Below are 24,931 nucleotides of genomic sequence, written 5' to 3' on the forward strand. Positions count from 1 at the left end.
CCCACACCTGGGGAGGCACGAGCAACACGCTTGCCCGTCCTCCCCCACTGCCTGAAGGGCGTGGGAGGTTCCCCCACCCGTCGGAGACTAGCGGCCAACTCCGTCTGAGTCAGCGAGAACAGCGGAAAAGTCCTGGTCAGCCTCCGTCAGGCCGGACATTTAAGACATACTGCCTCTGATTTGAGCATGTATCCAGGGTCCGGGGAGCACGGAATCCCCCGCCGGCCGGTTCAGGCCGGCGTCACGGCGGTGCGGATCTCCTCCGCGAAGCGGTCCGCGGCGTCACGCAGCGCGACGACGTCGGGACCGTGACGCAACACACCCCGGCTGACGTTCGGCACGACGTTGCGCACCGCGCGTCCGAAGACCGCCGGGAGATCGGCCGCCGTGGCCCCCTGGGCGCCGATGCCGGGGGCGAGGATCGGGCCGCCCATGTCCAGGTCGTACGAGGACAGGTCGCCGAGCGTCGCCCCGACCACCGCGCCGAAGGACCCCAGGGGCTCCTCCCCCGCGTTCTCCAGGGCCAGGTGCCCGAGCACGGTGGCCCCGACGGTGCGCCCGTCGGGACGGATCGCGTGCTGCACCTCGCCGCCCTCCGGGTTGGAGGTCAGCGCCAGCACGAACAGTCCCGTGCCGCTCTCCCGGGCCAGCGCCACGGCCGGGCTCAGCGAGCCGTAGCCGAGGTACGGCGAGACGGTGAGCGCGTCGGAGAACAGGGGCGCGTCCTCGTGCAGGAAGGACTCGGCGTAGGCGGCCATGGTGGAGCCGATGTCGCCGCGCTTGGCGTCCATGACGACCAGCGCCCCGGCCGCCCGCGCCTCCCGGACCGTCTTCTCCAGGACGGCGACGCCGCGCGAGCCGAAACGCTCGAAGAAGGCGCTCTGCGGCTTGAGCACGGCGACCCGGCCGGCGACCGCCTCGACGACCGTGCGGCTGAACCGCTCCAGGCCCGCCACGTCGTCGTTCAGGCCCCACTCGGTGAGCAGGGAGGCGTGCGGGTCGATGCCCACGCACAGCGGGCCGCGCTCGTCCATGGCCCGGCGCAGTCGCGCGCCGAAGGGTTGCGGACCACTCATGCCGTTGTCCTCACGTCGGCGCCCACCGCGTCGGCGAGCGTTGCGTACGGGCTGGTGCGCAGGCGCGCGGCGAGCCCCTTGTGGAGGGTGCGGGCCCAGAAGGGGCCCTCGTAGACGAACGCGCTGTAGCCCTGGACCAGGGTGGCTCCGGCCAGGATGCGCTGCCAGGCGTCCTCGGCGCTCTCGATGCCGCCGACGCCGACCAGCGTGATCCGGTCGCCCACGCGCGCGTACAGGCGGCGCAGCACCTCCAGGGAGCGTGCCTTCAGGGGTGCGCCGGACAGGCCGCCGGTCTCCTGGACGGTGGCGGGGTCGGACCGCAGACCGAGTCCCGCGCGCGCGACGGTGGTGTTCGTGGCGATGATCCCGTCCAGACCGAGCTCCACGGCCAGGTCGGCGACCGCGTCGACGTCCTCGTCGGCGAGGTCCGGGGCGATCTTCACCAGCAGCGGCACCCGACGTGCGGAGGAGGTGCGGTCGGCGGCCTCGCGGACCGCGGTCAGCAGCGGGCGCAGGTGGTCGACGGCCTGGAGGTCGCGCAGGCCGGGCGTGTTCGGCGAGGAGACGTTGACCACCAGGTAGTCCGCGTACGGTGCCAGCCGCTCGGCGGACTTCACGTAGTCCGCGACGGCCTCGGCCTCCGGCACGGCCTTGGTCTTGCCGATGTTGACGCCGACGACCGTCCTGAAGACGGGCGTGCGGGAGGCCAGGCGGGCGGCGACGGCCAGCGAGCCCTCGTTGTTGAAGCCCATGCGGTTGATCAGCGCCCGGTCCGCCACCAGCCGGAACAGCCGCTTCCTCGGGTTGCCGGGCTGCGGCTCCCCGGTCACCGTGCCGATCTCGACGTGGTCGAAGCCGAGCATCGCCATGCCGTCGATGCCGACGGCGTTCTTGTCGAAGCCGGCGGCGAGCCCGAAGGGGCTGTGCAGGCGCAGCCCGAGGGCCTCGGTGCGCAGTTCCTCGTGGCGCGGCGCGAGCACGGCGGCGACGAGGGTGCGCAGGACGGGGACGCGCGCGACGAGACGGATCCAGCGGAAGGCGAGGTGATGGGCCTGCTCCGGGTCCATCCGTTTGAACACCAGAGAGAAGAAGTACTTGTACATGCCTGTGTCCTCGTGAAGAGGGGGACACCGTTTCCGGTGTCCCCCTCGCCGGCTGCTAGTCGCGGGCCGCGGTCAGGTGCTGCGCGTGTTCCTGGAGCGAACGGACGCTCACGTCCCCGCGTCCCAGGGCGTCGATGCCCTGGACCGCGGCGGCGAGCGCCTGGACCGTCGTCAGGCAGGGCACGGAGCGGGCCACGGCGGCCGTACGGATGTCGTAGCCGTCGAGGCGGCCGCCGGTGCCGTACGGGGTGTTGACGATGAGGTCGACCTCGCCGTCGTGGATGAGCTGGACGATGGTCTTCTCGCCGTTCGGTCCGGTGCCCTCGGACTGCTTGCGCACGACCGTGGCGTTGATGCCGTTGCGCTTGAGGACCTCGGCGGTGCCGGAGGTGGCGAGCAGCTCGAAGCCGTGCGCCACCAGCTCGCGCGCCGGGAAGATCATCGAGCGCTTGTCCCGGTTGGCGACCGAGATGAAGGCGCGTCCCTTGGTCGGCAGCGGCCCGTAGGCGCCGGACTGCGACTTGGCGTAGGCCGTGCCGAAGACGGAGTCGATGCCCATGACCTCGCCGGTGGAGCGCATCTCCGGGCCGAGGACCGTGTCCACGCCGCGGCCGTGGATGTCGCGGAAGCGCGACCACGGCATCACGGCCTCCTTGACGGAGATCGGCGCGTCCAGGGGCAGCTCGCCGCCGTCGCCGTGCGCCGGGAGCAGTCCCTCGGCGCGCAGCTCGGCGACGGTGGCGCCCAGCGAGATGCGGGCGGCGGCCTTGGCCAGCGGCACCGCGGTCGCCTTCGAGGTGAAGGGGACGGTGCGCGAGGCGCGCGGGTTGGCCTCCAGGACGTAGAGGATGTCCCCGGACAGCGCGAACTGGATGTTGATCAGGCCGCGCACCCCGACACCGCGCGCGATGGCCTCCGTGGAGGCGCGCAGGCGCTTGATGTCGAAGCCGCCGAGGGTGATCGGGGGCAGGGCGCACGCCGAGTCGCCGGAGTGGATGCCGGCCTCCTCGATGTGCTCCATGACGCCGCCGAGGTAGAGCTCCTCGCCGTCGTAGAGGGCGTCGACGTCGATCTCGACGGCGTCGTCGAGGAAGCGGTCGACCAGGACCGGCCGGGAGGGGCTGATCTCGGTCGACTCGGCGATGTACGCCTCCAGCCGGGCCTCGTCGTAGACGATTTCCATGCCGCGCCCGCCGAGCACGTAGGACGGCCTCACGAGGACCGGGTAGCCGATCTCGTCGGCGATGGCCTTGGCCTCGGCGAAGGTGGTGGCGGTGCCGTGCTTGGGGGCCGGCAGGCCGGCCTCCTTGAGGACCTGTCCGAAGGCGCCGCGGTCCTCGGCGGCGTGGATGGCCTCCGGGGAGGTGCCGACGATCGGCACGCCGTTGTCCTTGAGCGCCTGCGACAGGCCGAGCGGGGTCTGGCCGCCGAGCTGGACGACGACGCCGGCGACCGGTCCCGCCTGCTGCTCGGCGTGGACGATCTCCAGGACGTCCTCCAGGGTGAGCGGCTCGAAGTACAGCCGGTCGGAGGTGTCGTAGTCGGTGGAGACGGTCTCCGGGTTGCAGTTGACCATCACCGTCTCGTAGCCCGCGTCGCTCAGCGCGAAGGAGGCGTGGACGCAGGAGTAGTCGAACTCGATGCCCTGGCCGATGCGGTTCGGGCCGGAGCCCAGGATGATGACGGCCGGCTTCTCGCGGGGCGCGACCTCGGTCTCCTCGTCGTAGGAGGAGTAGAAGTACGGGGTCCTCGCGGCGAACTCGGCGGCGCAGGTGTCGACCGTCTTGTAGACCGGGCGGATGCCGAGCGCCTGGCGGACCTCGCGGACGACGTCCTCGCGCAGGCCGCGGATCTCGCCGATCTGCTGGTCGGAGAAGCCGTGCCGCTTGGCCTCGGCGAGCAGGTCGGCGGTCAGCTCGGGTGCCTCGGCCAGTTCGTCGGCGATCTCCTTGATGAGGAAGAGCTGGTCGACGAACCAGGGGTCGATCTTCGTGTACGCGAAGACCTCCTCGGGGGTGGCGCCCGCGCGGATGGCCTGCATCACGGTGTTGACGCGGCCGTCGGTCGGGCGGACCGCCTCGCGCAGCAGCTCGTCCTTGTCGCCGGGCTCGCCGACGAAGGTGAACTGGCTGCCCTTCTTCTCCAGCGAGCGCAGCGCCTTCTGGAAGGCCTCGGTGAAGTTGCGGCCGATGGCCATGGCCTCGCCGACCGACTTCATGGTGGTGGTCAGCGTGGAGTCGGCGGAGGGGAACTTCTCGAAGGCGAACCGGGGTGCCTTGACGACCACGTAGTCGAGGGTCGGCTCGAAGGAGGCCGGGGTCTCCTGCGTGATGTCGTTCGGGATCTCGTCGAGGGTGTAGCCGACGGCGAGCTTGGCGGCGATCTTGGCGATCGGGAAGCCGGTCGCCTTGGACGCGAGCGCCGAGGAGCGCGACACGCGCGGGTTCATCTCGATGACGATGACGCGGCCGTCCTCGGGGTTCACCGCGAACTGGATGTTGCAGCCGCCGGTGTCCACGCCGACCTCGCGGATGACCGCGATGCCGATGTCGCGCAGGATCTGGTACTCGCGGTCGGTGAGGGTCATCGCCGGGGCGACGGTGATGGAGTCACCGGTGTGCACGCCCATGGGGTCGAAGTTCTCGATGGAGCAGACGACCACCACGTTGTCGTGCTTGTCGCGCATCAGCTCCAGCTCGTACTCCTTCCAGCCGAGGATGGACTCCTCCAGGAGCACCTCGGTGGTCGGCGAGAGGGTGAGGCCCTGGCCGGCGATGCGGCGCAGTTCGTCCTCGTCGTGCGCGAAGCCGGAGCCGGCGCCGCCCATGGTGAAGGACGGGCGGACGACGACCGGGTAGCCGCCGAGCTCCTCGACGCCGGCGAGCACGTCGTCCATGGAGTGGCAGATGACCGAGCGGGCGGACTCGCCGTGCCCGATCTTCCTGCGGACCTCCTCGACGACCAGCTTGAACTGGTCGCGGTCCTCGCCCTTGTGGATGGCCTCCACGTTGGCGCCGATCAGCTCGACGCCGTACTTCTCCAGGACGCCGTTCTCGTGCAGCGAGATCGCGGTGTTCAGGGCCGTCTGGCCGCCCAGGGTGGGCAGCAGCGCGTCGGGCCGCTCCTTGGCGATGATCTTCTCGACGAACTCGGGGGTGATCGGCTCGACGTAGGTGGCGTCGGCGATCTCCGGGTCGGTCATGATCGTCGCCGGGTTGGAGTTGACCAGGATGACGCGCAGGCCCTCGGCCTTGAGGACGCGGCACGCCTGGGTGCCGGAGTAGTCGAACTCGGCGGCCTGGCCGATGACGATCGGGCCGGAGCCGATGACCAGGACGGACTGGATATCGGTGCGCTTAGGCACGCTGGCCCTCCATCAGGGAAACGAAGCGGTCGAACAGGTAGGCGGCGTCGTGCGGGCCCGCTGCCGCTTCGGGGTGGTACTGGACGCTGAAGGCCGGCCGGTCGAGCAGCCTGAGGCCCTCCACCACGTCGTCGTTCAGGCACACGTGGGAGACCTCGGCGCGGCCGAAGGGGGTGTCGGAGACCTTGTCGAGCGGGGCGTCGACGGCGAAGCCGTGGTTGTGCGCGGTGACCTCGACCTTGCCGGTCGTGCGGTCCTGCACCGGCTGGTTGATGCCGCGGTGGCCGTACTTCAGCTTGAAGGTGCCGAAGCCGAGGGCGCGGCCGAGGATCTGGTTGCCGAAGCAGATGCCGAACAGCGGGGTGCCGCGCTCCAGCACGCCCCGCATCACGGAGACCGGGTGGTCGGCGGTGGCGGGGTCGCCGGGGCCGTTGGAGAAGAACACGCCGTCGGGGTTCACGGCGTAGACGTCGTCCACGGTCGCCGTGGCCGGCAGCACGTGGACCTCGATGCCGCGTTCGGCCATGCGCTGCGGGGTCATGCCCTTGATGCCGAGGTCGACGGCGGCGACGGTGAACTTCTTCTCGCCGATCGCGGGGACGACGTACGGCTCGGTGGTGGCGACCTCGGCGGACAGGTCGGCGCCCTTCATCTCGGGCGCCTCCCGGACGCGGGCGAGCAGCGTGGCGTCGTCGCGCACGGCGTCGCCGCTGAAGATGCCGACGCGCATGGCGCCGCGCTCGCGCAGGTGCCGGGTGAGCGCCCGGGTGTCGACGCCGCTGATGCCGACGACGCCCTGCGCGGCGAGCTCCTCGTCCAGCGAGCGGCGGGAGCGCCAGCTGGACGGCACGCGTGCGGGGTCGCGCACCACGTAGCCGGAGACCCAGATCCGCTTCGACTCCGCGTCCTCGTCGTTGACGCCGGTGTTGCCGACGTGCGGGGCGGTCATCACCACGACCTGGCGGTGGTACGACGGGTCGGTGAGGGTCTCCTGGTAGCCGGTCATGCCGGTGGAGAACACCGCTTCGCCGAAGGTCTCCCCCACCGCCCCGTAGGCACGGCCGCGGAAGGTCCGGCCGTCCTCCAGGACGAGAACGGCGGGAACCCTGGTGGTTCCCCTGGTGGAGGTTGTCATCGTGCGCCTTCCGTCTTGGAGATCATCTGGTTCAGGGTGTCGACCCACTCGTTGTGCTCGGCCGCCCGGTCGGAGCGGAAGCCGGAGTCGATCAGCCGCTCGCCGTGCGCCCAGGTGACGACCAGCAGCCCGCCCTCGGTGAGGACCTTGCCGGCGATGCCCTTGTCGAGCCGGGCGCCGCGCAGCGCGTGGGCCGGGACGAAGAAGTCGTCCGCTCCGGGCCGTACGACGTCCAGTCCCGCCTCGGTGAGCGTCAGCTCCGCCCGGCTGCGGGTGCCCAGGCCGTGCGCCACGATGCGGTCGAGCCACTGTCCGGCGGTGGTGGAGCCGTGGTAGCGGCCGCTCATGCTCAGTTTCGCCGGGCCGGGGTCGTCCGGCGCGCTGTGCAGCTCGGGCAGGTCGCCCTGGAGCGTGCCGCGCCACTTCCAGCCCTCGCGCATCAGCCAGTAGACGAGCGCGACGAAGAGGGCGAGTCCGAGGACCCAGCCGATCCGGGCGGCCCAGTCGGTCACTTCCGCCGATTCCTTCTCGGCGGCCAGCAGGATTACAGGTGTCACGTGAGCTTCCCGTCGACGAGCGTGGCCTTGCCCCGGAGCCAGGTGTGCGTGACACGGCCCGGCAGCTCGCGGCCCTCGTACGGGGTGTTGCGGCTGCGCGAGGCGAAGCCCGCGGGGTCCACGGGACCACGGTATGCCGTGTCGACGAGGGTGAGGTTGGCGGGCTCACCTGCCGAGACGGGCCGGCCGTGGCCCTCGGCGCGGCCGATCCGCGCGGGCGTGAAGGACATGCGGTCGGCGACGCCGGCCCAGTCCAGCAGGCCCGTGTCGACCATGGTCTCCTGGACCACCGACAGCGCGGTCTCCAGGCCGACCATGCCCATGGCGGCGGCGGCCCACTCGCAGTCCTTGTCCTCGTGCGGGTGCGGGGCGTGGTCGGTGGCGACGATGTCGATCGTGCCGTCGGCGAGCGCCTCGCGCAGCGCCCTCACGTCCCGCTCGGTGCGCAGCGGCGGGTTGACCTTGTAGACCGGGTTGTAGGTGCGCACCAGCTCGTCGGTGAGGAGCAGGTGGTGCGGGGTGACCTCGGCGGTGACGCGGATGCCGCGGGACTTGGCCCAGCGGACGATCTCGACGCTGCCCGCCGTGGACAGGTGGCAGATGTGGACGCGGGAGCCGACGTGCTCGGCGAGCAGCACGTCCCGGGCGATGATCGACTCCTCGGCGACGGCCGGCCAGCCCCCGAGCCCCAGCTCGGCGGAGACGACGCCCTCGTTCATCTCGGCGCCCTCGGTCAGCCGCGGCTCCTGCGCGTGCTGGGCGACGACGCCGTCGAAGGCCTTCACGTACTCCAGCGCCCGGCGCATGATCACGGCGTCGTGCACGCACTTGCCGTCGTCGGAGAAGACGGTGACGCCGGCCGCGGACTCGTGCATGGCGCCCAGCTCGGCGAGCTTGCGCCCCTCCAGGCCGACGGTGACGGCGCCGACGGGCCGCACGTCGCAGTAGCCGTGCTCGCGGCCGAGCCGCCAGACCTGCTCGACGACGCCGGCGGTGTCGGCGACCGGGAAGGTGTTGGCCATGGCGAACACGGCGGTGTAGCCGCCGCTCGCCGCCGCGCGGGTGCCGGTCAGCACGGTCTCGGAGTCCTCGCGGCCGGGCTCGCGCAGGTGGGTGTGCAGGTCGACCAGGCCCGGCAGCAGCACCTTGCCGCCGGCCTCGACGACCTCGGCGCCCTCCGCCGGGAGCCCGGTGCCGACCCGGGCGATCGTCGCGCCGTCGATCAGGACGTCCTGCGGGTCCCCGCCGAGCACCTTCGCACCGCGGATCAGGATCTTGCTCATCGTTCTTACTTCTCCTCGGCCGCGGAAGGGGTGGGTGCGGACTGCTCGTCGGAAGGGTGGGCGGCGGACGGGCGGGTCCGGGTGAGCGCCGGTTCGTTGCCGCCCAGCAGCAGGTAGAGGACGGCCATCCGGATGGAGACGCCGTTGGTGACCTGCTCGACGACGGTGCACCGGTCGGAGTCGGCGACCTCGGCGGTGATCTCCATGCCGCGGACCATCGGGCCGGGGTGCATCACGACGGCGTGCTCGGGCATCCGCGCCATGCGGTCGCCGTCGAGGCCGTAGCGCCGTGAGTACTCGCGCTCGGTGGGGAAGAACGCGGCGTTCATCCGCTCGCGCTGGACGCGCAGCATCATCACCGCGTCGGACTTGGGCAGGTTGCTGTCGAGGTCGTAGGACACCTCGCAGGGCCAGGACCCGACGCCGACCGGCAGCAGGGTCGGCGGGGCGACCAGGGTCACTTCGGCGCCGAGGGTGTGCAGCAGGTCGACGTTGGAGCGGGCGACCCGGCTGTGCAGGACGTCGCCGACGATGGTGATGCGCCGGCCGGAGAGGTCCTGGCCGAGCCCGGCGTCCCGGCCGACGAGCCGGCGCCGCATGGTGAAGGCGTCGAGCAGGGCCTGGGTGGGGTGCTGGTGGGTGCCGTCGCCGGCGTTGATGACGGCGGCGTCGATCCAGCCGGAGGTGGCCAGGCGGTACGGGGCGCCGGAGGCGCCGTGCCGGATGACCACGGCGTCGACGCCCATGGCCTCCAGGGTCTGGGCGGTGTCCTTGAGGGACTCGCCCTTGGAGACGCTGGAGCCCTTGGCGGTGAAGTTGATGACGTCCGCGGACAGCCGCTTCTCGGCGGCCTCGAAGGAGATCCGGGTCCTCGTCGAGTCCTCGAAGAAGAGGTTGACGACGGTCCGGCCGCGCAGGGTCGGCAGTTTCTTGATCGGCCGGTCGGCGACCCGGGCCATCTCCTCGGCGGTGTCGAGGATCAGGACGGCGTCGTCGCGGGTGAGGTCGGCGGCCGAGATGAGATGACGCTGCATCTGTCAGGCTCCGTAGGGCAGTTCATTGAGGCGAAATCGGGCAGACGGGTACGCGCGAGGGCGTGCCGAGCCGGCGCACGCCGTCGACGTGCGCCCGATGTGCTACTGGGCGGTCTGCTTCGCACCGAGCAGGACGGTGTCGCGACCGTCCTCCTCGGCGAGCAGGACCTTGACCGTCTCCCGCAGCGACGTGGGGAGGTTCTTGCCGACGTAGTCGGCGCGGATGGGCAGTTCGCGGTGGCCGCGGTCGACGAGGACCGCGAGCTGCACCGCGCGGGGACGCCCGATGTCGTTCAGCGCGTCGAGGGCGGCGCGGATGGTGCGGCCGGAGAAGAGCACGTCGTCGACGAGGACGACCAGGCGGCCGTCGATGCCGTCACCGGGGATCTCGGTGCGGGCCAGCGCACGCGGCGGGTGCATCCGCAGGTCGTCGCGGTACATGGTGATGTCGAGCGAGCCGACCGGGACCTTGCGCTCGGTGATCTGCTCGAGCTTGGCGGCGAGCCGCTGGGCGAGGAAGACGCCTCGGGTCGGAATGCCGAGGAGCACCACGTCGTCGGCGCCTTTGGCGCGTTCGACGATCTCGTGGGCGATGCGGGTCAGCACCCGCGCGATGTCGGGACCCTCGAGAACGGGCCGCGCATCGGACTGCGTGTCCATGTGAAACGGACCTCCTTCTCCGCCTCACGGGACGGACCTTAAAGGACGTCGGATTGCGTGACTCAGGCTATCAGGTCGCCGTCCGGGCGGAACGACACCCCCGATCACCCTTATGGCGTAACCGACCTTCGCTACCACGGAAGAGTCGGCGTGGACCATTCGGCTTGACGCATGAGAGTAACGCTGCGTAACCTCACAGTGAGTTACCAGCCGCGCGGCATGGAAACCCAACCAGTCGCGTCGACACAGTGCCGGGGAGCTATATGTCCAGCGAATACGCCAAACAGCTCGGGGCCAAGCTCCGGGCGATCCGCACCCAGCAGGGCCTTTCCCTCCACGGTGTCGAGGAGAAGTCCCAGGGCCGCTGGAAGGCGGTCGTGGTCGGTTCGTACGAGCGCGGCGACCGCGCCGTGACCGTGCAGCGCCTCGCGGAGCTGGCGGACTTCTACGGCGTTCCGGTGCAGGAGCTGCTGCCGGGCACCACCCCGGGAGGCGCCGCCGAGCCGCCGCCGAAGCTGGTCCTGGACCTGGAGCGGCTGGCCACGGTGCCGGCCGAGAAGGCGGGCCCGCTGCAGCGCTACGCGGCGACGATCCAGTCCCAGCGCGGCGACTACAACGGCAAGGTGCTCTCGATCCGCCAGGACGACCTGCGCACCCTCGCCGTCATCTACGACCAGTCGCCCTCGGTCCTCACCGAACAGCTGATCAGCTGGGGCGTCCTGGACGCGGACGCGCGGCGCGCGGTGGCCTCCCACGAGGAGGCCTGAGCGCACGGCGCTCCGCACATCGAGCAGACGAGCAGAAACGTACCGCCGGGGTGGCCGGACCTGCACGGTCCGGCCACCCCGGCGGCGCTTGACGGGCGTCCCGGTTCACCGGGGAGCACGATGCGCCGGAGGGCCCGCAGCGACTCACGCTGCGGGCCCTCCGGCGCATCCGTCCCCGAGCCCGTCAGACCTCGTCGCGGCGCAGCGACGGCTTGAGCTCCTTGAGCCGGCCGAGCAGGCCGTTGACGAACGAGGGCGACTCGTCCGTGGAGAACTCCTTCGCCAGCTGCACCATCTCGTCGAGGACGACGGCGTCCGGGGTCTCGTCGACCCAGATCAGCTCGTAGGCGCCGAGACGCAGGATGCTGCGGTCGACGACCGGCATCCGGTCGAGCGTCCAGCCGACCGAGTACTGGCCGATCAGTTCGTCGATGCGGCGCGCGTGCTCCGCGTAGCCCTCGACCAGCTGCATCGTGTACTCGCTCACCGGCGGCTGCCGGGTGTCGGTCCGGGAGTGCCGGATCCAGTCCGCGAGGACCGTCAGGACGTCGGCGTCGCGCTGGTCGCCCTCGAAGAGGATCTGGAAGGCGCGCTTGCGGGCCGTGTTGCGGGCAGCCACGGTTAGCTGTTCACCCGGCCGAGGTAGTCGCTGGTGCGGGTGTCGACCTTGATCTTCTCACCGGTGGTGATGAAGAGCGGGACCTGGATCTGGTGGCCGGTCTCCAGCGTGGCGGGCTTGGTGCCACCGGTGGAGCGGTCGCCCTGGACGCCCGGCTCGGTCTCCTGGATGGTCAGCTCGACGGCGGCGGGCAGCTCGACGAAGAGCACCTCGCCCTCGTGCTGGGCCACGGTGGCCGTGAAGCCCTCGACGAGGAAGTTGGCGGCGTCGCCGACGGCCTTCCGGTCGACCATGAGCTGGTCGTAGGTCTCCATGTCCATGAAGACGAAGTAGTCGCCGTCCATGTAGGAGAACTGCATGTCCCGCTTGTCGACGGTGGCCGTTTCGACCTTGACGCCTGCGTTGAAGGTCTTGTCGACGACCTTGCCGGAGAGCACGTTCTTGAGCTTGGTGCGCACGAAGGCCGGGCCCTTGCCGGGCTTGACGTGCTGGAACTCGACGACGGACCAGAGCTGGCCGCCTTCGAGCTTGAGCACCATGCCGTTCTTGAGGTCGTTCGTGGAAGCCACGGTTGAGGAATCTCCTGGACTGGACTGACGTGGACGACCCCGGGGCGGCGCACAGCGCGAGGCTAGAGCGCGAGCAGCTCCTTGGTCGTGATGGTGAGTAGCTCGGGTCCGCCGTCCGCCTCGGGGCGTACGACGAGCGTGTCATCGATCCGGACACCACCCCGGCCCGGGAGGTGGACCCCCGGTTCGACGGTGACCGGCACGCAAGCGTCCAGTTTACCCATGGCCGCAGGGGTCAGCCGAGGGTCCTCGTCGATTTCGAGTCCGACGCCGTGCCCCGTGAGGACGGGGAGGGCGTCGGCGTACCCCGCGGAGTCCAGCACCTGGCGTGCCGCGCGGTCCACGTCGCGGCAGGCGGCGCCCGGCACCAGGGACTCCCGCCCGGCGCGCTGGGCGGAGAAGACGAGGTCGTACAGCTCTATCTGCCAGTCCGCGGGGCCGTGCCGATGACGAAGGTGCGGCCGATCTCGCAGCGGTAGCCCCGGTAGGTGGCGCCGAGGCAGACGGAGAGGAAGTCGCCCTCCTCGACCCGGCGGTCGGTGGGCCGGTGGCCCGGCCGCCCGGCGTTCGGGCCGGTGGCCACGGAGGTGGGGAAGGCGGGGCCGTCGGCGCCGTGGTCGACGAGGCGGCGCTCCAGCTCCAGGGCGAGGTGACGTTCGGTGCGGCCGACCAGGATGGACTCCAGCAGCTCGCCGAGGGCCTGGTCGGCGATCTCCGCGCCGATGCGCAGACAGGAGATCTCCTCCTCGTCCTTCACCACCCGGAGCTGTTCGACCGCGCAGCCGACGCCCGCCAGGCGCAGCCCGGGGGCGGCCGAGCGGACGGCGCGGTGCCGGGTCACGGTGAGGTGGTGCTCCTCGACGGCGAGGGAGTCGGCGCCCTGGGCGGCGGCGAGAGCGGCCGCCGCGACGGCGGCGTCACCGCCGGTCCCGGGCACGACGTGCACGCGCAGCGCCTCGTCGGGCCGGGCCTGCGGTGCCCGGTCGTCGGGCGGACCGGCGCACACCAGCACGTCCTCGGTCCTGCCCAGCAGCAGCACGGCGTCCTCGGGGGCGGTACCCGCGAGGTAGCGCACATTGGCGGGCCGGGACACCAGCGCCGCCGCGCTGCCGCCCGCGTTGCAGCATTCCCGTACCCGCGTCCGGCGGACCGCGTACACCTCTGACATGACCCGAGCCTATGAGCGGTGGCCGGATACCGCCGGTCGAGACGTCCGAGTGGGCGTCGGGCTCCGGCGGTGCCCCGGGAACCGCGGGGCGTGTGGCGCGGGTCGTGCGCCGCGCGGCACGGGCCGCCGTGCGGTGCGCCCCGCCGTCATGGACGCGTCGTGCGGCGGTGGCGCCTCGGGACGCCGGGGCGCCGCGGGGCGCGCGGACGGGGATCCCGGTGCCGCGGGCGGCGGTCCCGGTGCCGCGGGCGGCGGTCCCGGTGCCCGGCCGCCGGCCGCACCGCGCCGGCGGAGGAGGTCACGCCCGTGCGGTCGGCGTCGGCGGCGGATGCCGGGGAGGGGCCCCTCTCACCACTGCGGCGGGCTCGCGATGGCCCTCGCCAGGACGTCGTCCAGTATTCGGGCCGTTTCCGGTATGTCGAGCTGGGAGTTGTCGATGATCGGGAGCCCCGAGCCGTACCAGCCGGCCATGCGGCCGTGGATGCGGGCGACCTCCTCGTCGCCGAGGCGGCGGTTGCCGGAGCGTTCCGCGTTGCGTTCCAGGACGATGTCCAGGCCCGGCAGGAGGACGACCGGCAGCAGACCGGGACCCACGTGCCGCTTCCAGCCGCCGAGGCCGACGACCGGGCGGTCGGGGAAGACGGCGTCGTCGAGGATGCACGAGATGCCGTTGGCGAGGAAGTTGCGCGCGGCGAAGCCGCAGGTGCGGCGGGCCAGGCGGTACTGGGCCTCGGAGTTGTCGTTCCACCCCGACTGCGGGTCGGCGAAGCCCGAACGCACCCACTCGCGCACGTCGTCGAGGCTGATGTGCGCGGTGGGGACCCGGCGGTGGTCCGCCCAGTACTTGGCCACGCTGGTCTTCCCGGCGCCCGCGGGTCCGATGAGCAGCACGGCGATGGTCGTGGCGGCCGGGTCGGGGGGAGCGGCGGCCTGCGGGGCGCTGGGCATGGCGACCGGGCCGCCGGGCGGCAGCGGCACGTGGCCGGTGGTGTCCGGCGGCGGGGGCATCGAGGCGTGCCGCGGGCCCGCGGGGGGCGGGGTGGGCCCGGGCGGAGGCGCGGGATAACCCGGTGCCGGAGGCGGCACGGGAGCGGGTCCCTGGTGCGCTCCCGGGTGGTGTGCGGCCGGTGACCAGCCGGCGGCCGGTCCGTGCCCCGGCTGATGGGGCGGCGGCAGCGGTGAACCCACTGCGTGCTGCATCCGGTGCCACTCCGTCTCGTTCTTCTGGGCTCGGTCCGCCTCCGGGGCGCTTCAGCCGGTGTCGAGGGGGCGAGCGCGCTCGGCCCTCGGGCCTGCGCGCTCGCCCCCTCGACACCGGCGCGTCCCTTCGGCTCACTCGCCGCGGGCGATGGGCGCTGACAGCAGGGGGGTACCCCGCGTGCCACCGAACGGTACCGCCCCCTGTCGTCGTTGTGTGAACGACCGGGAGCGGTCAGGAGTGCCCGCCGCGACGCGCCGGTGACCGGCGCGCCGGGCGCACGGGGACTCCCGGGCTACTCCCCCACCTCGCCGTACGCGGCGAGCAGGACGGCCGGGTCCGGTCCCTCCAGCACGGTGGGCTTGGCGAGGCCGTCGAGGACGATGAAGCGCAGCAGGTCGCCGCGGGACTTCTTGTCGACCTTCATGGTCTCCAGCAGCTTGGGCCACTGGTCGTAGCGGTAGTGCAGCGGCAGGCCGACCGCCTCGAGGATCGTGCGGTGGCGGTCCGCGGTCGCGTCGTCGAGACGGCCCGCCAGGCGGCCCAGTTCGGCGGCGAAGTGCATGCCCACCGACACCGCCGCGCCGTGACGCCACTTGTAGCGCTCGTTCTTCTCGATGGCGTGGCCCAGCGTGTGGCCGTAGTTGAGGATCTCCCTGAGGCCCGACTCCTTCAGGTCGGAGGAGACCACGTCGGCCTTGACCCGGATGGACCGCTCGATGAGCTCGGCGGTGTGCGGGCCGGCCGGGGTGCGGGCGGCCTGCGGGTCGGCCTCGATGAGGTCCAGGATCACGGGGTCGGCGATGAAGCCGGCCTTGATGACCTCCGCCAGCCCCGAGACGTAGTCGTTGACCGGGAGGGAGTCCAGCGCGGCCAGGTCGCACAGCACGCCGGCGGGCGGGTGGAAGGCCCCCACCAGGTTCTTGCCCTCGGCGGTGTTGATGCCGGTCTTGCCGCCGACGGCCGCGTCCACCATGGCCAGCACGGTGGTCGGGACGGCGATCCAGCGCACGCCGCGCAGCCAGGTGGCGGCCACGAACCCGGCCAGGTCGGTGGTCGCGCCGCCGCCCACGCCGACGATGACGTCGGTGCGGGTGAACCCGGACTGGCCCAGCGCCTTCCAGCAGTAGGCGGCGACCTCGGCGGTCTTGGCCTCCTCCGCGTTGGGCACCTGGACGGCGATCGCCTCGTAGCCCTGCTCGGCCAGGTCGGCGCGGAGCGCGTCGCCGGTCTCGGCCAGCGCCTCGGGGTGCACGATCGCCACCCGCTTGGCCCTGGTGCCGATCAGCCCGGCCAGCTCGCCCAGGAGCTGACGGCCCACCAGCACCTCGTAGGGCTCGGTGCCCGCCGTGCCGCCGACGGGGATCCGGGTCACTGCCTCGCTGCTCATCTTTCCTTCAACTCCAGTGCGTCCAGGGCGGCTTCGGTGACCTCTTCGGGGGTGCGGCCGTCCGTGGGCACGACGGCCGTGGCGACCTCCTCGTACAGGTGCCGCCGGGCCTCCATCAGCTCGCGCCACTGCCTGCGCGGGTTGACCGCGAGCAGCGGCCGGGCGGTGTTGAGGCCGGTGCGCCTGACCGCCTCCTCGACGTCCATCGACAGGTAGACGACCCGCTGCCCGGCGAGCAGCGCGCGGGTGTCGGCGTCGAGGATCGCGCCGCCGCCCAGCGCCAGGACACCGTCGTGCGCGGTGAGCGCGGTGCGCACCGCCCGCTTCTCGATCGCCCGGAAGGCGCCCTCGCCCTCGTCGACGAAGATGTCGGCGATGCTGCGGCCCTCACCGGCGACGATGTCGTCGTCGGTGTCCCGGTAGCCAACGCCCAGCCGCTCGGCCATCAGCCGCCCGACGGTGGACTTGCCCACGCCCATCGGGCCGACCAGCACGATCAGCGGTGGGGTCATCGGATGGCCAGGTTCTCGAGGTACGCCGTCACGTTGCGGCGGGTCTCGGTGACGCTGTCGCCGCCGAACTTCTCCGCCACCGCGTCCGCGAGGACGAGGGCGACCATCGCCTCGGCGACGATGCCGGCGGCCGGCACGGCGCACACGTCCGAGCGCTGGTGGTGCGCCGCGGCCTCCTCGCCGGTGGCGACGTCCACGGTCCTCAGCGCCCGCGGCACGGTCGCGATCGGCTTCATCGCCGCCCGCACCCGCAGCAGCTCACCGGTGGTCAGCCCGCCCTCGGTGCCGCCGGAACGGCCCGAGGCGCGCTTGATGCCCTCGCCGGTGGCGACGATCTCGTCGTGCGCCCGGGAGCCGGGCACCCGCGCCAGGTCGAAGCCGTCACCGACCTCGACGCCCTTGATCGCCTGGATGCCCATCAGCGCGGCGGCGAGCCGGGCGTCCAGACGCCGGTCCCAGTGCACGTGCGAGCCGAGCCCGACCGGCACGCCGTACGCCAGCACCTCCACCACACCGCCGAGGGTGTCGCCGTCCTTGTGGGCCTGGTCGATCTCCGCCACCATCGCCTTCGAGGCGTCCGCGTCCAGGCAGCGCACCGGGTCCGCGTCCAGCTTCACCACGTCGGCCGGGGTCGGGTACACGCCGTACGGCGCCTTCGCCGCGGCCAGTTCGACGACGTGGCTGACGATCTCGATGCCGGCGGTCTCCTTCAGGTACGACCGGGCCACCGCGCCCAGCGCCACCCGGGCCGCGGTCTCGCGGGCCGAGGCGCGCTCCAGGACCGGCCGGGCCTCGTCGAAGCCGTACTTCTGCATGCCGGCCAGGTCGGCGTGGCCGGGGCGGGGGCGGGTCAGCGGGGCGTTGCGCGCCAGGCCGGCCAGCACCTCCGGGTCGACCGGGTCGGCCGCCATGACCTGCTCCCACTTCGGCCACTCGGTGTTGCCCACCATGATCGCGACCGGAGAGCCGAGCGTGAGGCCGTGCCGGACACCGCCGAGGAAGGTGACCTCGTCCTGCTCGAACTTCATCCGGGCACCGCGCCCGTAGCCCAGCCGCCGCCTCGCCAGGTGGTCCGCCACCATCCGCGTGGTGATCGGCACGCCGGCGGGAAGACCCTCCAGCGTCGCGACGAGTGCGGGACCGTGGGACTCCCCCGCGGTCAGCCAGCGCAACCTGCTCAACGGTGCTCCTCCGTGCTCGCGCCCCGGTACTGCCTGCGTACGCGTCTCCTCGCGTACGGCTGCGGCGTGACGGGGTGCGCGGCCCCGGTCCGCCACCTCCGATCCTCCCACGTCCGGGCCGCGGATCAGGCCGCCGGTCCATCAGGCGGACGGGCGGGGGCACGGGCCGGACGGCCGGGGAGTCAGGCCGGGCCGTCGCCCTGTCGCTGCTGCCGGGGCGCGTGGGCGCCGAGGAAGTCGGCTCCGCTCGGCTGCTGCCGCGGCGGCGCGTACTGCCCCAGGTGGTCGGCTCCGCTCCCCTGCGGCCGGGGGGCGTACGGACCGAGGTGGTCGGCTCCGCTCCCCTGCCCGTACCCGGCCGCCGCGTGGACCGGCCGGCCCGCGCGGACGGCACGCCGGTGCGCGGTCCTGCGCCTGATCCTGATCGCCCAGGACGCCACCACGGCGAGCACGATCAGGACCAGCACCGTGATCTGCACCCAGTCGGGCAGGAAGCCCAGCACGGACTCGAACACCTGGGACTTCACCGACGCCGACGGCATGGCTGCGGACATGGAACGCGTTCCCCTCCCCGGTTCCGCCCCCTGCGGAACCGGGGGGATCCTAGCGGGTGGCCAGGGCCTGCTCGCCCGCTTTTCGCATGGCCTCCAGCGGGGCCGGTGCCCGCCCCGTCATCTGCTCGACCTGGAGCACGGCCTGGTGCACCAGCAGGTCGAGCCCGCCGACCACGGCACCGCCGTACGCCGACCAGCGGGCCGCGAGGGCGGTCGGCCACGGGTCGTAGAGCACGTCGAAGAGGGCCGCGGGGCGTTCCGGGACCGCCCGGGCGAGGCCGTCGGTGACACCCGCCGGGGTCGTGGCGACCACCAGCGGGGCGTGCAGGGCCTGCTCGGCGTCGTCCCAGTCCGCGATGCGCACCGTCGCGCCGAGCCGCTCGGCCCACTGCCGCATCTCGGCGGCGCGGGCCTCGCTGCGGACGTAGACGGCGATCTCGCCCGTGCAGATCCGCGCGAGTGCGGCGAGCGCGGAGGAGGCGGTGGCGCCCGCGCCGAGGATCGCGGCGGTGTCCACCGCGTCGATGCCGTGCTCGCGCAGGGCGGCGACCATGCCGGGGATGTCGGTGTTGTCGCCGGTCCGGCGGCCGTCCCGGGTGAGGACGACGGTGTTGACCGCGTCGACCGAGGCGGCGGTGTCGCTGACCGAGTCCAGCAGCGGGATCACGGCCCGCTTCAGGGGCATGGTCAGCGACAGCCCCGCCCACTCGGGACCGAGCGTCTCGAAGAACCCGGGCAGTGCCTTCTCGTCGATCTCGAAGCGGTCGTACGTCCAGCCCCCGAGTCCCAGCTCCGCGTAGGCGGCGCGGTGCAGCACCGGGGAGAGGGAGTGGGCGATCGGGGAGCCGAGCACGGCCGCCCGCTGCGCCCCGGCCCTAACTGGCATTGAACTTTTCCTTCAGCTTCAGGAAGTCGTCGTGCGTCTTGGCGAACTCGGTCTTGTTCACGCCGTCGGTGGCCACGAAGTAGATCCAGCCGTCCTCCGTGGGGTCCAGCGCAGCCCGCAGGGCCTCTTCGCCGGGGTTGCCGATGGGTCCGGGCGGCAGGCCCTTGTTGGTGTAGGTGTTGTACGGGTCCTGGTTGCTGTTGATCTCGGACTCGCTGATGTGGATGTTGCTCTCGCCCTGCAGGTAGTTGAAGGTCGAGTCGAACTGGAGCAGCTGGTTGGTCTCGGTGTTGGTGGGCTTGAGCCGGTTGTAGACGACCTCGGACATCTTGCGGAAGTCGTCGTGGGTCTTGCCCTCGGCCTGCACCAGGCTGGCGACCGTCACCAGCTCCCACGGCCCTTCGAGACCGAGGCTCTCCGCCTTCTCCTCGAAGTCCAGTGCCTCGTACTTGGCGACGGCCTGCTCCACCATCTTCCTCAGCACGTCCTCGGGCTTCTGCCCCTTGGTCACGCCGTAGCTCGACGGGAAGAGGAAGCCCTCCAGCGGGTCCTTGACGTTCTCGTGGTTCATCGCCCATTCGGGCAGGCCGAGGTTCTTCCACTCGGTCTCGGCGACCTCGGCGGTGGTGCCTTCCTTCACCTTGAGGCGCTTGTCGATGAGCTTGTAGATGTCGACGTTGCGCTTGCCCTCGGCGATGATCAGGTTGTTGCGGCTCTTCGGGCTGAGCATCAGCTCGACGGCGCTGGCGGCCGACATCTCCTTCTCCAGCGTGTAGACGCCGTCCTGGATCGTCTTGCCCTGGGGGTTGCTCTGCTGGGCCGCGACGAAGGCGTCGACGCTCTTGACCACGCCTTCTTCCTTGAGCACCTGGCCGATGGCGTACCCGCCGGCGCCCTTGGGGATCGTGACGGTGACCTGCTGGCCGTTGCCGTCCCCCGCGAAGTCCGGGGCGCTGCCGAAACGATCCTGGTAGAACTGGTACCCGAAATATCCGATTCCGGCGATGCCGCCGCCGAAGACCATGACCACCACGAGGCAGGCGAAGCCGTTGCGCCGCTTCTTCTCCTTGCCGCTGCGGCCCCGGCGCTCGCCGCGCCCGCGGCGGTCGCCCGGCTCGCCGTCCCGGCCGTCACCGTCGTCGCCGCCGCCCGCGAAGAAGGCGTGTTCGCCCTGGTCGGGGCCCGGGTCCCAGTCGGTCTGCGGCTCGGGTTCGGCACGCCGGCGGCCGGGCGCCGGCGGCGGATAGGCGTCGGGGGTGCTGTAGGGGTCGGCCTGCTCCCCGCCGTACGCCCCGGTCTGCTGCCCGTACGGGTCCGCCGGGCCGGCGGCGTACGGGTCCTGCGGGTGGGCGCCGGTCTGCCAGCCGCCGGTGTCGTACTGCTGCTGAGGGGGGTACTGCTGGTCGTGCTGCGGGTACTGCTGCGGCTGGGGGTAACCGTCCTGCTCGGCGGCGCCCCAGTCGCCGTACTGCTGCTGGGCGTGCGGCTGCTGCGGGTAATGCTGCGGCTGGCCGCCGTAGGGGGACTGCCGGTCCTGCTGCCCGGCCTGCTGTCCTCCCCATCCGCCGTCTCCGTACAACGGATCGTCCGGATGCCACGGTTCGGAGCCTTGGCCCCGGCCATACTCAGTCATCGATCCCCTAGAGCCGCGAGGGGGCGGTCACCCGGCCGCCTGACGACCCCGGCTTCCGTCCCGCCTCTCTCTGTGCGGAGGCTGTTCGAATGCCACCGCATCGCGCGGAACGTTACCGTATCGCGATCAGATGACCACTTCGACGCCCTCGCCGGGTGGTTCGTCTGACACCCGTTCGGATTCCAGTGCCTGCTGGAGGATGATCACAGCGGCCGCCTGATCGATGACGGACCGTCCCTTCCTGGACTTCACCCCCGAGGCCCGCAGCCCCTGGCTCGCCGTCACCGTGGTCATGCGTTCGTCCACGAGCCGCACCGGAAGGGGCGCGATCACGCGGGCCAGTTCCTGGGCGAAGCCGCGGACCTTGGCCGCGGCCGGACCCTCGCCCCCCTTGAGGGAGCGAGGGAGGCCGACGACGACCTCGATCGGCTCGTACTCCTCGACGAGCTGCTTCAGCCGCCGGTGGGCGGCCGGGACGTCCCGGCCGGGGACGGTCTCGACCGGGGTGGCGAGGATCCCGTCGGGGTCGCACGAGGCGACCCCGATCCGGGCGTCCCCGACGTCGATCGCGAGACGACGTCCTCTGCGCATCGTTTCCGGCCCTACTTCGCGGTGTCGGCGACGAGCCGCTCGACGGCGTCGACGGCCTCGCCGATGGCGGCGGGGTTCTGGCCGCCGCCCTGGGCGACGTCCGGCTTGCCGCCACCGCCGCCGCCGAGGGTCTTGGCGGCGGCGCGCACCAGGTCACCGGCCTTCAGGCCGCGCTCGCGGGCGGCCTCGTTGGTGGCGATGACCGTGAGCGGCTTGCCGTTGACCGTGGTGAACAGGGCGACCACCACGGCCCGTCCGCCCTGGATGCGGCCGCGCACGTCGAGGACCAGCTTGCGCAGGTCGTCGGCGGTGGTGCCGTCCGGGACCTGACCGGTGACGACGGCGATGCCGCGGACGTCCTTGGCGGACTCGGCGAGACCGGCGGCGGCCTGGAGCACCTTCTCGGCGCGGAACTTCTCGATCTCCTTCTCGGCGTCCTTCAGCTTGGCCAGCATGCCGGCCACCTTCTCCGGAAGCTCCTCGGAGCGGCCCTTGAGCAGTTCGGTGAGCTGGTTGACGACCGTGTGCTCGCGGGCGAGGAAGTTGTAGGCGTCCACGCCGACCAGGGCCTCGATACGGCGCACGCCGGAGCCGATGGAGGACTCGCCGAGCAGCTTCACCAGACCCAGCTGGGCGGTGTTGTGCACGTGGGTGCCGCCGCACAGCTCCTTGGAGAAGTCGCCGATGGTGACCACGCGGACGCGCTCGCCGTACTTCTCGCCGAACTCGGCGATGGCGCCCTGCTTCTTGGCCTCCTCGATGCCCATGACGTCGGCGCGCACGTCGAGGTCGCGGGCGAGCACCTCGTTGATCTTCTGCTCGACGTCGAGCATGACCGTCTGCGGCACGGCGGACGGGGAGCCGAAGTCGAAGCGGAAGCGGCCGGGCTGGTTCTCGGAACCGGCCTGGGCGGCCGTCGGGCCGAGGGCGTCGCGCAGGGCCTGGTGGGTGAGGTGGGTGGCCGAGTGGGCGCGGGCGATGGCCGTGCGGCGGCGGGCGTCGATGGAGGCGTGGGCCTTGGCTCCGACGGTGACCTCGCCGACCTGGACGACGCCCTTGTGGACGTAGACGCCGGGGACCGGCTTCTGGCAGTCGCGGACCTCGATGACGGCACCGGTGTCCACCTTGATGCGGCCGGTGTCGCCGATCTGGCCGCCGCCCTCGGCGTAGAACGGGGTGCGGTCGAGGACGATCTCGACCTCGTCGCCCTCGGTGGCGGCCGGCGAGGAGGCGCCGTCGACGAGGATGCCGACGACCGTCGACTCGCCCTCGGTGTCGGTGTAGCCGATGAAGTCGGTGGCACCGGCCCGGTCGGCGATCTCGCGGTAGGCGCCGAGGTCGGCGTGGCCGGTCTTCTTGGCCTGGGCGTCGGCCTTGGCGCGCTCCCGCTGCTCCTTCATCAGGCGGCGGAAGCCCTCCTCGTCCACGGACAGCCCCTGCTCGGCGGCCATCTCCAGGGTGAGGTCGATCGGGAAGCCCCAGGTGTCGTGGAGCAGGAAGGCCTTGTCGCCGGGCAGCACGGTGGAGCCGGCGGCCTTGGTGTCGCTGACGGCGGTGTCGAGGATGTTGGTGCCGGCCTTCAGCGTCTTGAGGAAGGCGTTCTCCTCGGCGAGGGCGACCTTCTCGATCCGCTCGCGGTCGGTGATCAGCTCGGGGTACTGCTGCCCCATCATGCCGATCACGACGTCGATCAGGTCCTTGACGACCGGGCCGGTGGCGCCGAGCAGGCGCATGTTGCGGATGGCGCGGCGCATGATGCGGCGCAGCACGTAGCCGCGGCCCTCGTTGCCCGGGGTGACGCCGTCGCCGATGAGCATGGTGGCGGTGCGCATGTGGTCGGTGACCACGCGCAGGGAGACGTCCGAGGCGTGGGCGTCGCCGTAGCGGACGCCGGTCAGCTCGGTGGCCTTGTCGATCACGGCCATGGAGGTGTCGATCTCGTACATGTTCTGCACGCCCTGCAGAATCATGGCGAGCCGCTCGAGACCGAGGCCGGTGTCGATGTTCTTGCTCGGCAGGTCCCCGAGGATCTCGAAGTTGTCCTTGCCGGTGCCCTCGCCCCGCTCGTACTGCATGAAGACGAGGTTCCAGATCTCCACGTACCGCTCGTCGTTGACGGCGGGGCCGCCCTCGGCGCCGAACTCGGGGCCGCGGTCGTAGTTGATCTCGGAGCAGGGGCCGCAGGGGCCGGGGACGCCCATGGACCAGTAGTTGTCCTTCATGCCGAGGCGCTGGATGCGCTCCTTCGGCACGCCGACGACCTCGTGCCAGATGCGCTCGGCCTCGTCGTCGTCCTTGTAGACGGTGATCCACAGGCGCTCGGGGTCGAGGCCGTAACCGCCCTTGTCCTGGGGGCTGGTGAGCAGCTCCCAGGCGAGCTTGATGGCGCCTTCCTTGAAGTAGTCGCCGAAGGAGAAGTTGCCGCACATCTGGAAGAAGGTGCCGTGCCGGGTGGTCTTGCCGACCTCTTCGATGTCGGGCGTGCGCACGCACTTCTGCACGCTGGTGGCGCGCTCGAAGGGCGGCTTGACCTCACCCAGGAAGTAGGGCTTGAAGGGCACCATGCCGGCCGGGACGAGCAGCAGAGTCGGGTCGTCCGCGATGAGCGACGCCGAAGGGACGACGGTGTGCCCGCGCTCCTCGAAGAAGCTCAGCCAGCGGCGGCGGATCTCGGCCGACTCCATCAGTGGTCCTCATTCCGGTTGTACGGGTACGTCTTGTGCGTCGGTTCGTACGTCGGCTCGTGCGCCGGTTCACGCGCAGGGCCCTCGACGTACGGAGGGGTGTTGCGGTTCTCGATGACGGCGTAGCGCCGCGGCGGGGGCAGTTCGCGGTCGACGGGGGCGTTGAGCCCGAGCGCGTCGCCCAGTTCGGCCTCCCGCCGGGCCATGTGGTCGCGGACCTCGAGCGCGAAGTCCACGGCGCGGTCCTTGAGCCTGCCGCCGGTCTCGATCGCCTTGTTCGCCGCGGTCACGGCGAGGTTCTCGGGCGTCAGCTGCTTGAGCTTGCGGTTGACCTTGGTGGTGGCCCACACGCCGGCGGCGACGCCGGTGCTGAACCAGAACGTACGGCGGAACATGGCGGGTCAGTCCCTCTTTCCACGGGTGCGCTTCTCCCGCCGGGTGCCCGGTACGGTGCGGCCCACGACCACGGTGCGCCTCGGCGTCCTGGCCTCGGCGTCCTCCTTGCGGCCGCTGACGGCCCGGCGCACGCCGTAGCCGAAGGCGGCCACCTTGACGAGCGGCCCGCCGAAGGTGGAGGCCACGGTGGTGGACAGCGCGGAGGCGTTGGAGGTGACCTCCTGCACGTCGGAGGCGATCGCGTCGACCCGTTCGATCTGGGTCTGCGCGGAGCGCACCGCCGCGGAGGCGTCGGCCAGCAGCGGGACGGCCTGGTCGGTGACGTCCGCCACGAGCTTGGTGGTCGCCCTGAGCGTCTGGGCCAGCCTCGCGAGGGCCACCGCGAGGAAGGAGACCAGGATCGCCCAGAAGACGGCCACCAGGATTCCGGCCACCTCTCCACCGGACACTGTGTGCACCCGCTCCCTGAAAACGTGCCTGAACATCGAGAAAGTCGTGTCACCGAGCCTATCGCGCCGGTGATGGGAGTCCGTACCGGATTACCGCCCGGCGCCGGTGGAGTTGCGCGAAG

General features: G+C 71.8%; 22 protein-coding genes and 1 pseudogene. 1 reads left to right on the top strand and 22 read right to left on the bottom strand.

Annotated features, from left to right (window positions below; genetic code table 11):
• Positions 1-230: 230 nt before the first annotated feature.
• The 8 genes from pyrF to pyrR all read right to left on the bottom strand — a co-directional run bounded on the left by pyrF (position 231) and on the right by pyrR (position 10,212).
• The gene (pyrF, locus tag GL259_RS08380) at positions 231-1,076 is read right to left on the bottom strand and encodes an orotidine-5'-phosphate decarboxylase (RefSeq protein WP_159530688.1); all 846 of its coding nucleotides are present in this window, start codon (positions 1,074-1,076) and stop codon (positions 231-233) included.
• Positions 1,073-2,179, bottom strand: a complete 1,107-nt coding sequence (locus tag GL259_RS08385; protein WP_159530690.1) for a quinone-dependent dihydroorotate dehydrogenase — start codon at positions 2,177-2,179, stop codon at positions 1,073-1,075. The genes pyrF and GL259_RS08385 overlap by 4 nt, the downstream gene beginning before the upstream one ends.
• 55 nt (positions 2,180-2,234) lie before the next feature.
• Entirely contained in the window at positions 2,235-5,543 is a 3,309-nt protein-coding gene (carB, locus tag GL259_RS08390) for a carbamoyl-phosphate synthase large subunit (protein ID WP_159530692.1), read from the bottom strand.
• The gene (gene carA / locus GL259_RS08395) at positions 5,536-6,678 is read right to left on the bottom strand and encodes a glutamine-hydrolyzing carbamoyl-phosphate synthase small subunit (protein ID WP_159530694.1); all 1,143 of its coding nucleotides are present in this window, start codon (positions 6,676-6,678) and stop codon (positions 5,536-5,538) included. The genes carB and carA overlap by 8 nt, the downstream gene beginning before the upstream one ends.
• The gene (locus GL259_RS08400) at positions 6,675-7,235 is read right to left on the bottom strand and encodes a hypothetical protein (RefSeq protein ID WP_159530696.1); all 561 of its coding nucleotides are present in this window, start codon (positions 7,233-7,235) and stop codon (positions 6,675-6,677) included. The genes carA and GL259_RS08400 overlap by 4 nt, the downstream gene beginning before the upstream one ends.
• On the bottom strand, positions 7,232-8,518 hold the full coding sequence (locus tag GL259_RS08405; protein WP_159530698.1) for a dihydroorotase: 1,287 nt from the start codon (positions 8,516-8,518) through the stop codon (positions 7,232-7,234). The genes GL259_RS08400 and GL259_RS08405 overlap by 4 nt, the downstream gene beginning before the upstream one ends.
• A 5-nt stretch (positions 8,519-8,523) precedes the next feature.
• Positions 8,524-9,552, bottom strand: a complete 1,029-nt coding sequence (locus tag GL259_RS08410) for an aspartate carbamoyltransferase catalytic subunit (protein ID WP_159530700.1) — start codon at positions 9,550-9,552, stop codon at positions 8,524-8,526.
• A 102-nt stretch (positions 9,553-9,654) separates the two neighbouring features.
• The gene (gene pyrR, locus GL259_RS08415) at positions 9,655-10,212 is read right to left on the bottom strand and encodes a bifunctional pyr operon transcriptional regulator/uracil phosphoribosyltransferase PyrR (RefSeq protein ID WP_004990663.1); all 558 of its coding nucleotides are present in this window, start codon (positions 10,210-10,212) and stop codon (positions 9,655-9,657) included.
• Between the two features lie 263 nt (positions 10,213-10,475).
• On the opposite strand from pyrR, the gene bldD reads away from it, so the two are divergent.
• Positions 10,476-10,979, top strand: coding sequence for a transcriptional regulator BldD (gene bldD / locus GL259_RS08420; RefSeq protein WP_018570201.1), 504 nt, complete (start codon positions 10,476-10,478; stop codon positions 10,977-10,979).
• A gap of 184 nt (positions 10,980-11,163) precedes the next feature.
• Here bldD and nusB read toward each other — a convergent pair whose 3' ends face one another.
• From nusB to GL259_RS08490, 14 genes and pseudogenes are all read right to left on the bottom strand, one after another.
• Entirely contained in the window at positions 11,164-11,598 is a 435-nt protein-coding gene (gene nusB / locus GL259_RS08425; protein WP_159530702.1) for a transcription antitermination factor NusB, read from the bottom strand.
• 2 nt (positions 11,599-11,600) lie between these two features.
• A complete protein-coding gene (efp, locus tag GL259_RS08430; protein ID WP_006131211.1) occupies positions 11,601-12,167 on the bottom strand; it encodes an elongation factor P in 567 nt (188 codons plus the stop codon).
• A gap of 62 nt (positions 12,168-12,229) precedes the next feature.
• Positions 12,230-13,335 (bottom strand): annotated as a pseudogene (locus GL259_RS08435) (aminopeptidase P family protein).
• A 348-nt stretch (positions 13,336-13,683) separates the two neighbouring features.
• Positions 13,684-14,535, bottom strand: coding sequence for a Pro-rich N-terminal domain-containing protein (locus tag GL259_RS08440; protein ID WP_159530704.1), 852 nt, complete (start codon positions 14,533-14,535; stop codon positions 13,684-13,686).
• A 293-nt stretch (positions 14,536-14,828) separates the two neighbouring features.
• Positions 14,829-15,923 carry a 3-dehydroquinate synthase gene (gene aroB / locus GL259_RS08445; RefSeq protein WP_159530706.1) on the bottom strand — a complete coding sequence of 365 codons (1,095 nt, stop codon included), beginning with the start codon at positions 15,921-15,923 and terminating at the stop codon, positions 14,829-14,831.
• The gene (locus GL259_RS08450; RefSeq protein ID WP_159530708.1) at positions 15,920-16,435 is read right to left on the bottom strand and encodes a shikimate kinase; all 516 of its coding nucleotides are present in this window, start codon (positions 16,433-16,435) and stop codon (positions 15,920-15,922) included. The genes aroB and GL259_RS08450 overlap by 4 nt, the downstream gene beginning before the upstream one ends.
• On the bottom strand, positions 16,432-17,616 hold the full coding sequence (gene aroC / locus GL259_RS08455) for a chorismate synthase (RefSeq protein WP_159530710.1): 1,185 nt from the start codon (positions 17,614-17,616) through the stop codon (positions 16,432-16,434). The genes GL259_RS08450 and aroC overlap by 4 nt, the downstream gene beginning before the upstream one ends.
• 182 nt (positions 17,617-17,798) lie before the next feature.
• A complete protein-coding gene (locus GL259_RS08460; RefSeq protein ID WP_159530712.1) occupies positions 17,799-18,170 on the bottom strand; it encodes a hypothetical protein in 372 nt (123 codons plus the stop codon).
• A gap of 49 nt (positions 18,171-18,219) precedes the next feature.
• Complete coding sequence (locus tag GL259_RS08465) at positions 18,220-19,056, bottom strand: shikimate dehydrogenase (protein ID WP_159530714.1); 837 nt, start codon at positions 19,054-19,056, stop codon at positions 18,220-18,222.
• Positions 19,046-20,689 (bottom strand): endolytic transglycosylase MltG, encoded by a 1,644-nt coding sequence (mltG, locus tag GL259_RS08470; protein ID WP_159530716.1) that lies wholly within the window; start codon positions 20,687-20,689, stop codon positions 19,046-19,048. Before mltG ends, GL259_RS08465 begins: the two co-directional genes overlap by 11 nt.
• Positions 20,690-20,815: 126 nt before the next feature.
• Entirely contained in the window at positions 20,816-21,280 is a 465-nt protein-coding gene (gene ruvX / locus GL259_RS08475) for a Holliday junction resolvase RuvX (protein WP_159530718.1), read from the bottom strand.
• A gap of 11 nt (positions 21,281-21,291) precedes the next feature.
• The gene (alaS, locus tag GL259_RS08480) at positions 21,292-23,964 is read right to left on the bottom strand and encodes an alanine--tRNA ligase (RefSeq protein WP_159530720.1); all 2,673 of its coding nucleotides are present in this window, start codon (positions 23,962-23,964) and stop codon (positions 21,292-21,294) included.
• A complete protein-coding gene (locus tag GL259_RS08485) occupies positions 23,964-24,359 on the bottom strand; it encodes a hypothetical protein (protein ID WP_159530722.1) in 396 nt (131 codons plus the stop codon). Before GL259_RS08485 ends, alaS begins: the two co-directional genes overlap by 1 nt.
• 6 nt (positions 24,360-24,365) lie before the next feature.
• Positions 24,366-24,809, bottom strand: coding sequence for a DUF948 domain-containing protein (locus GL259_RS08490; RefSeq protein WP_159538470.1), 444 nt, complete (start codon positions 24,807-24,809; stop codon positions 24,366-24,368).
• Between the last annotated feature and the right edge of the window lie 122 nt (positions 24,810-24,931).

The sequence above is a fragment of the Streptomyces sp. Tu 3180 genome (assembly GCF_009852415.1).
In the GTDB taxonomy this organism is placed as follows: Bacteria; Actinomycetota; Actinomycetes; order Streptomycetales; family Streptomycetaceae; genus Streptomyces.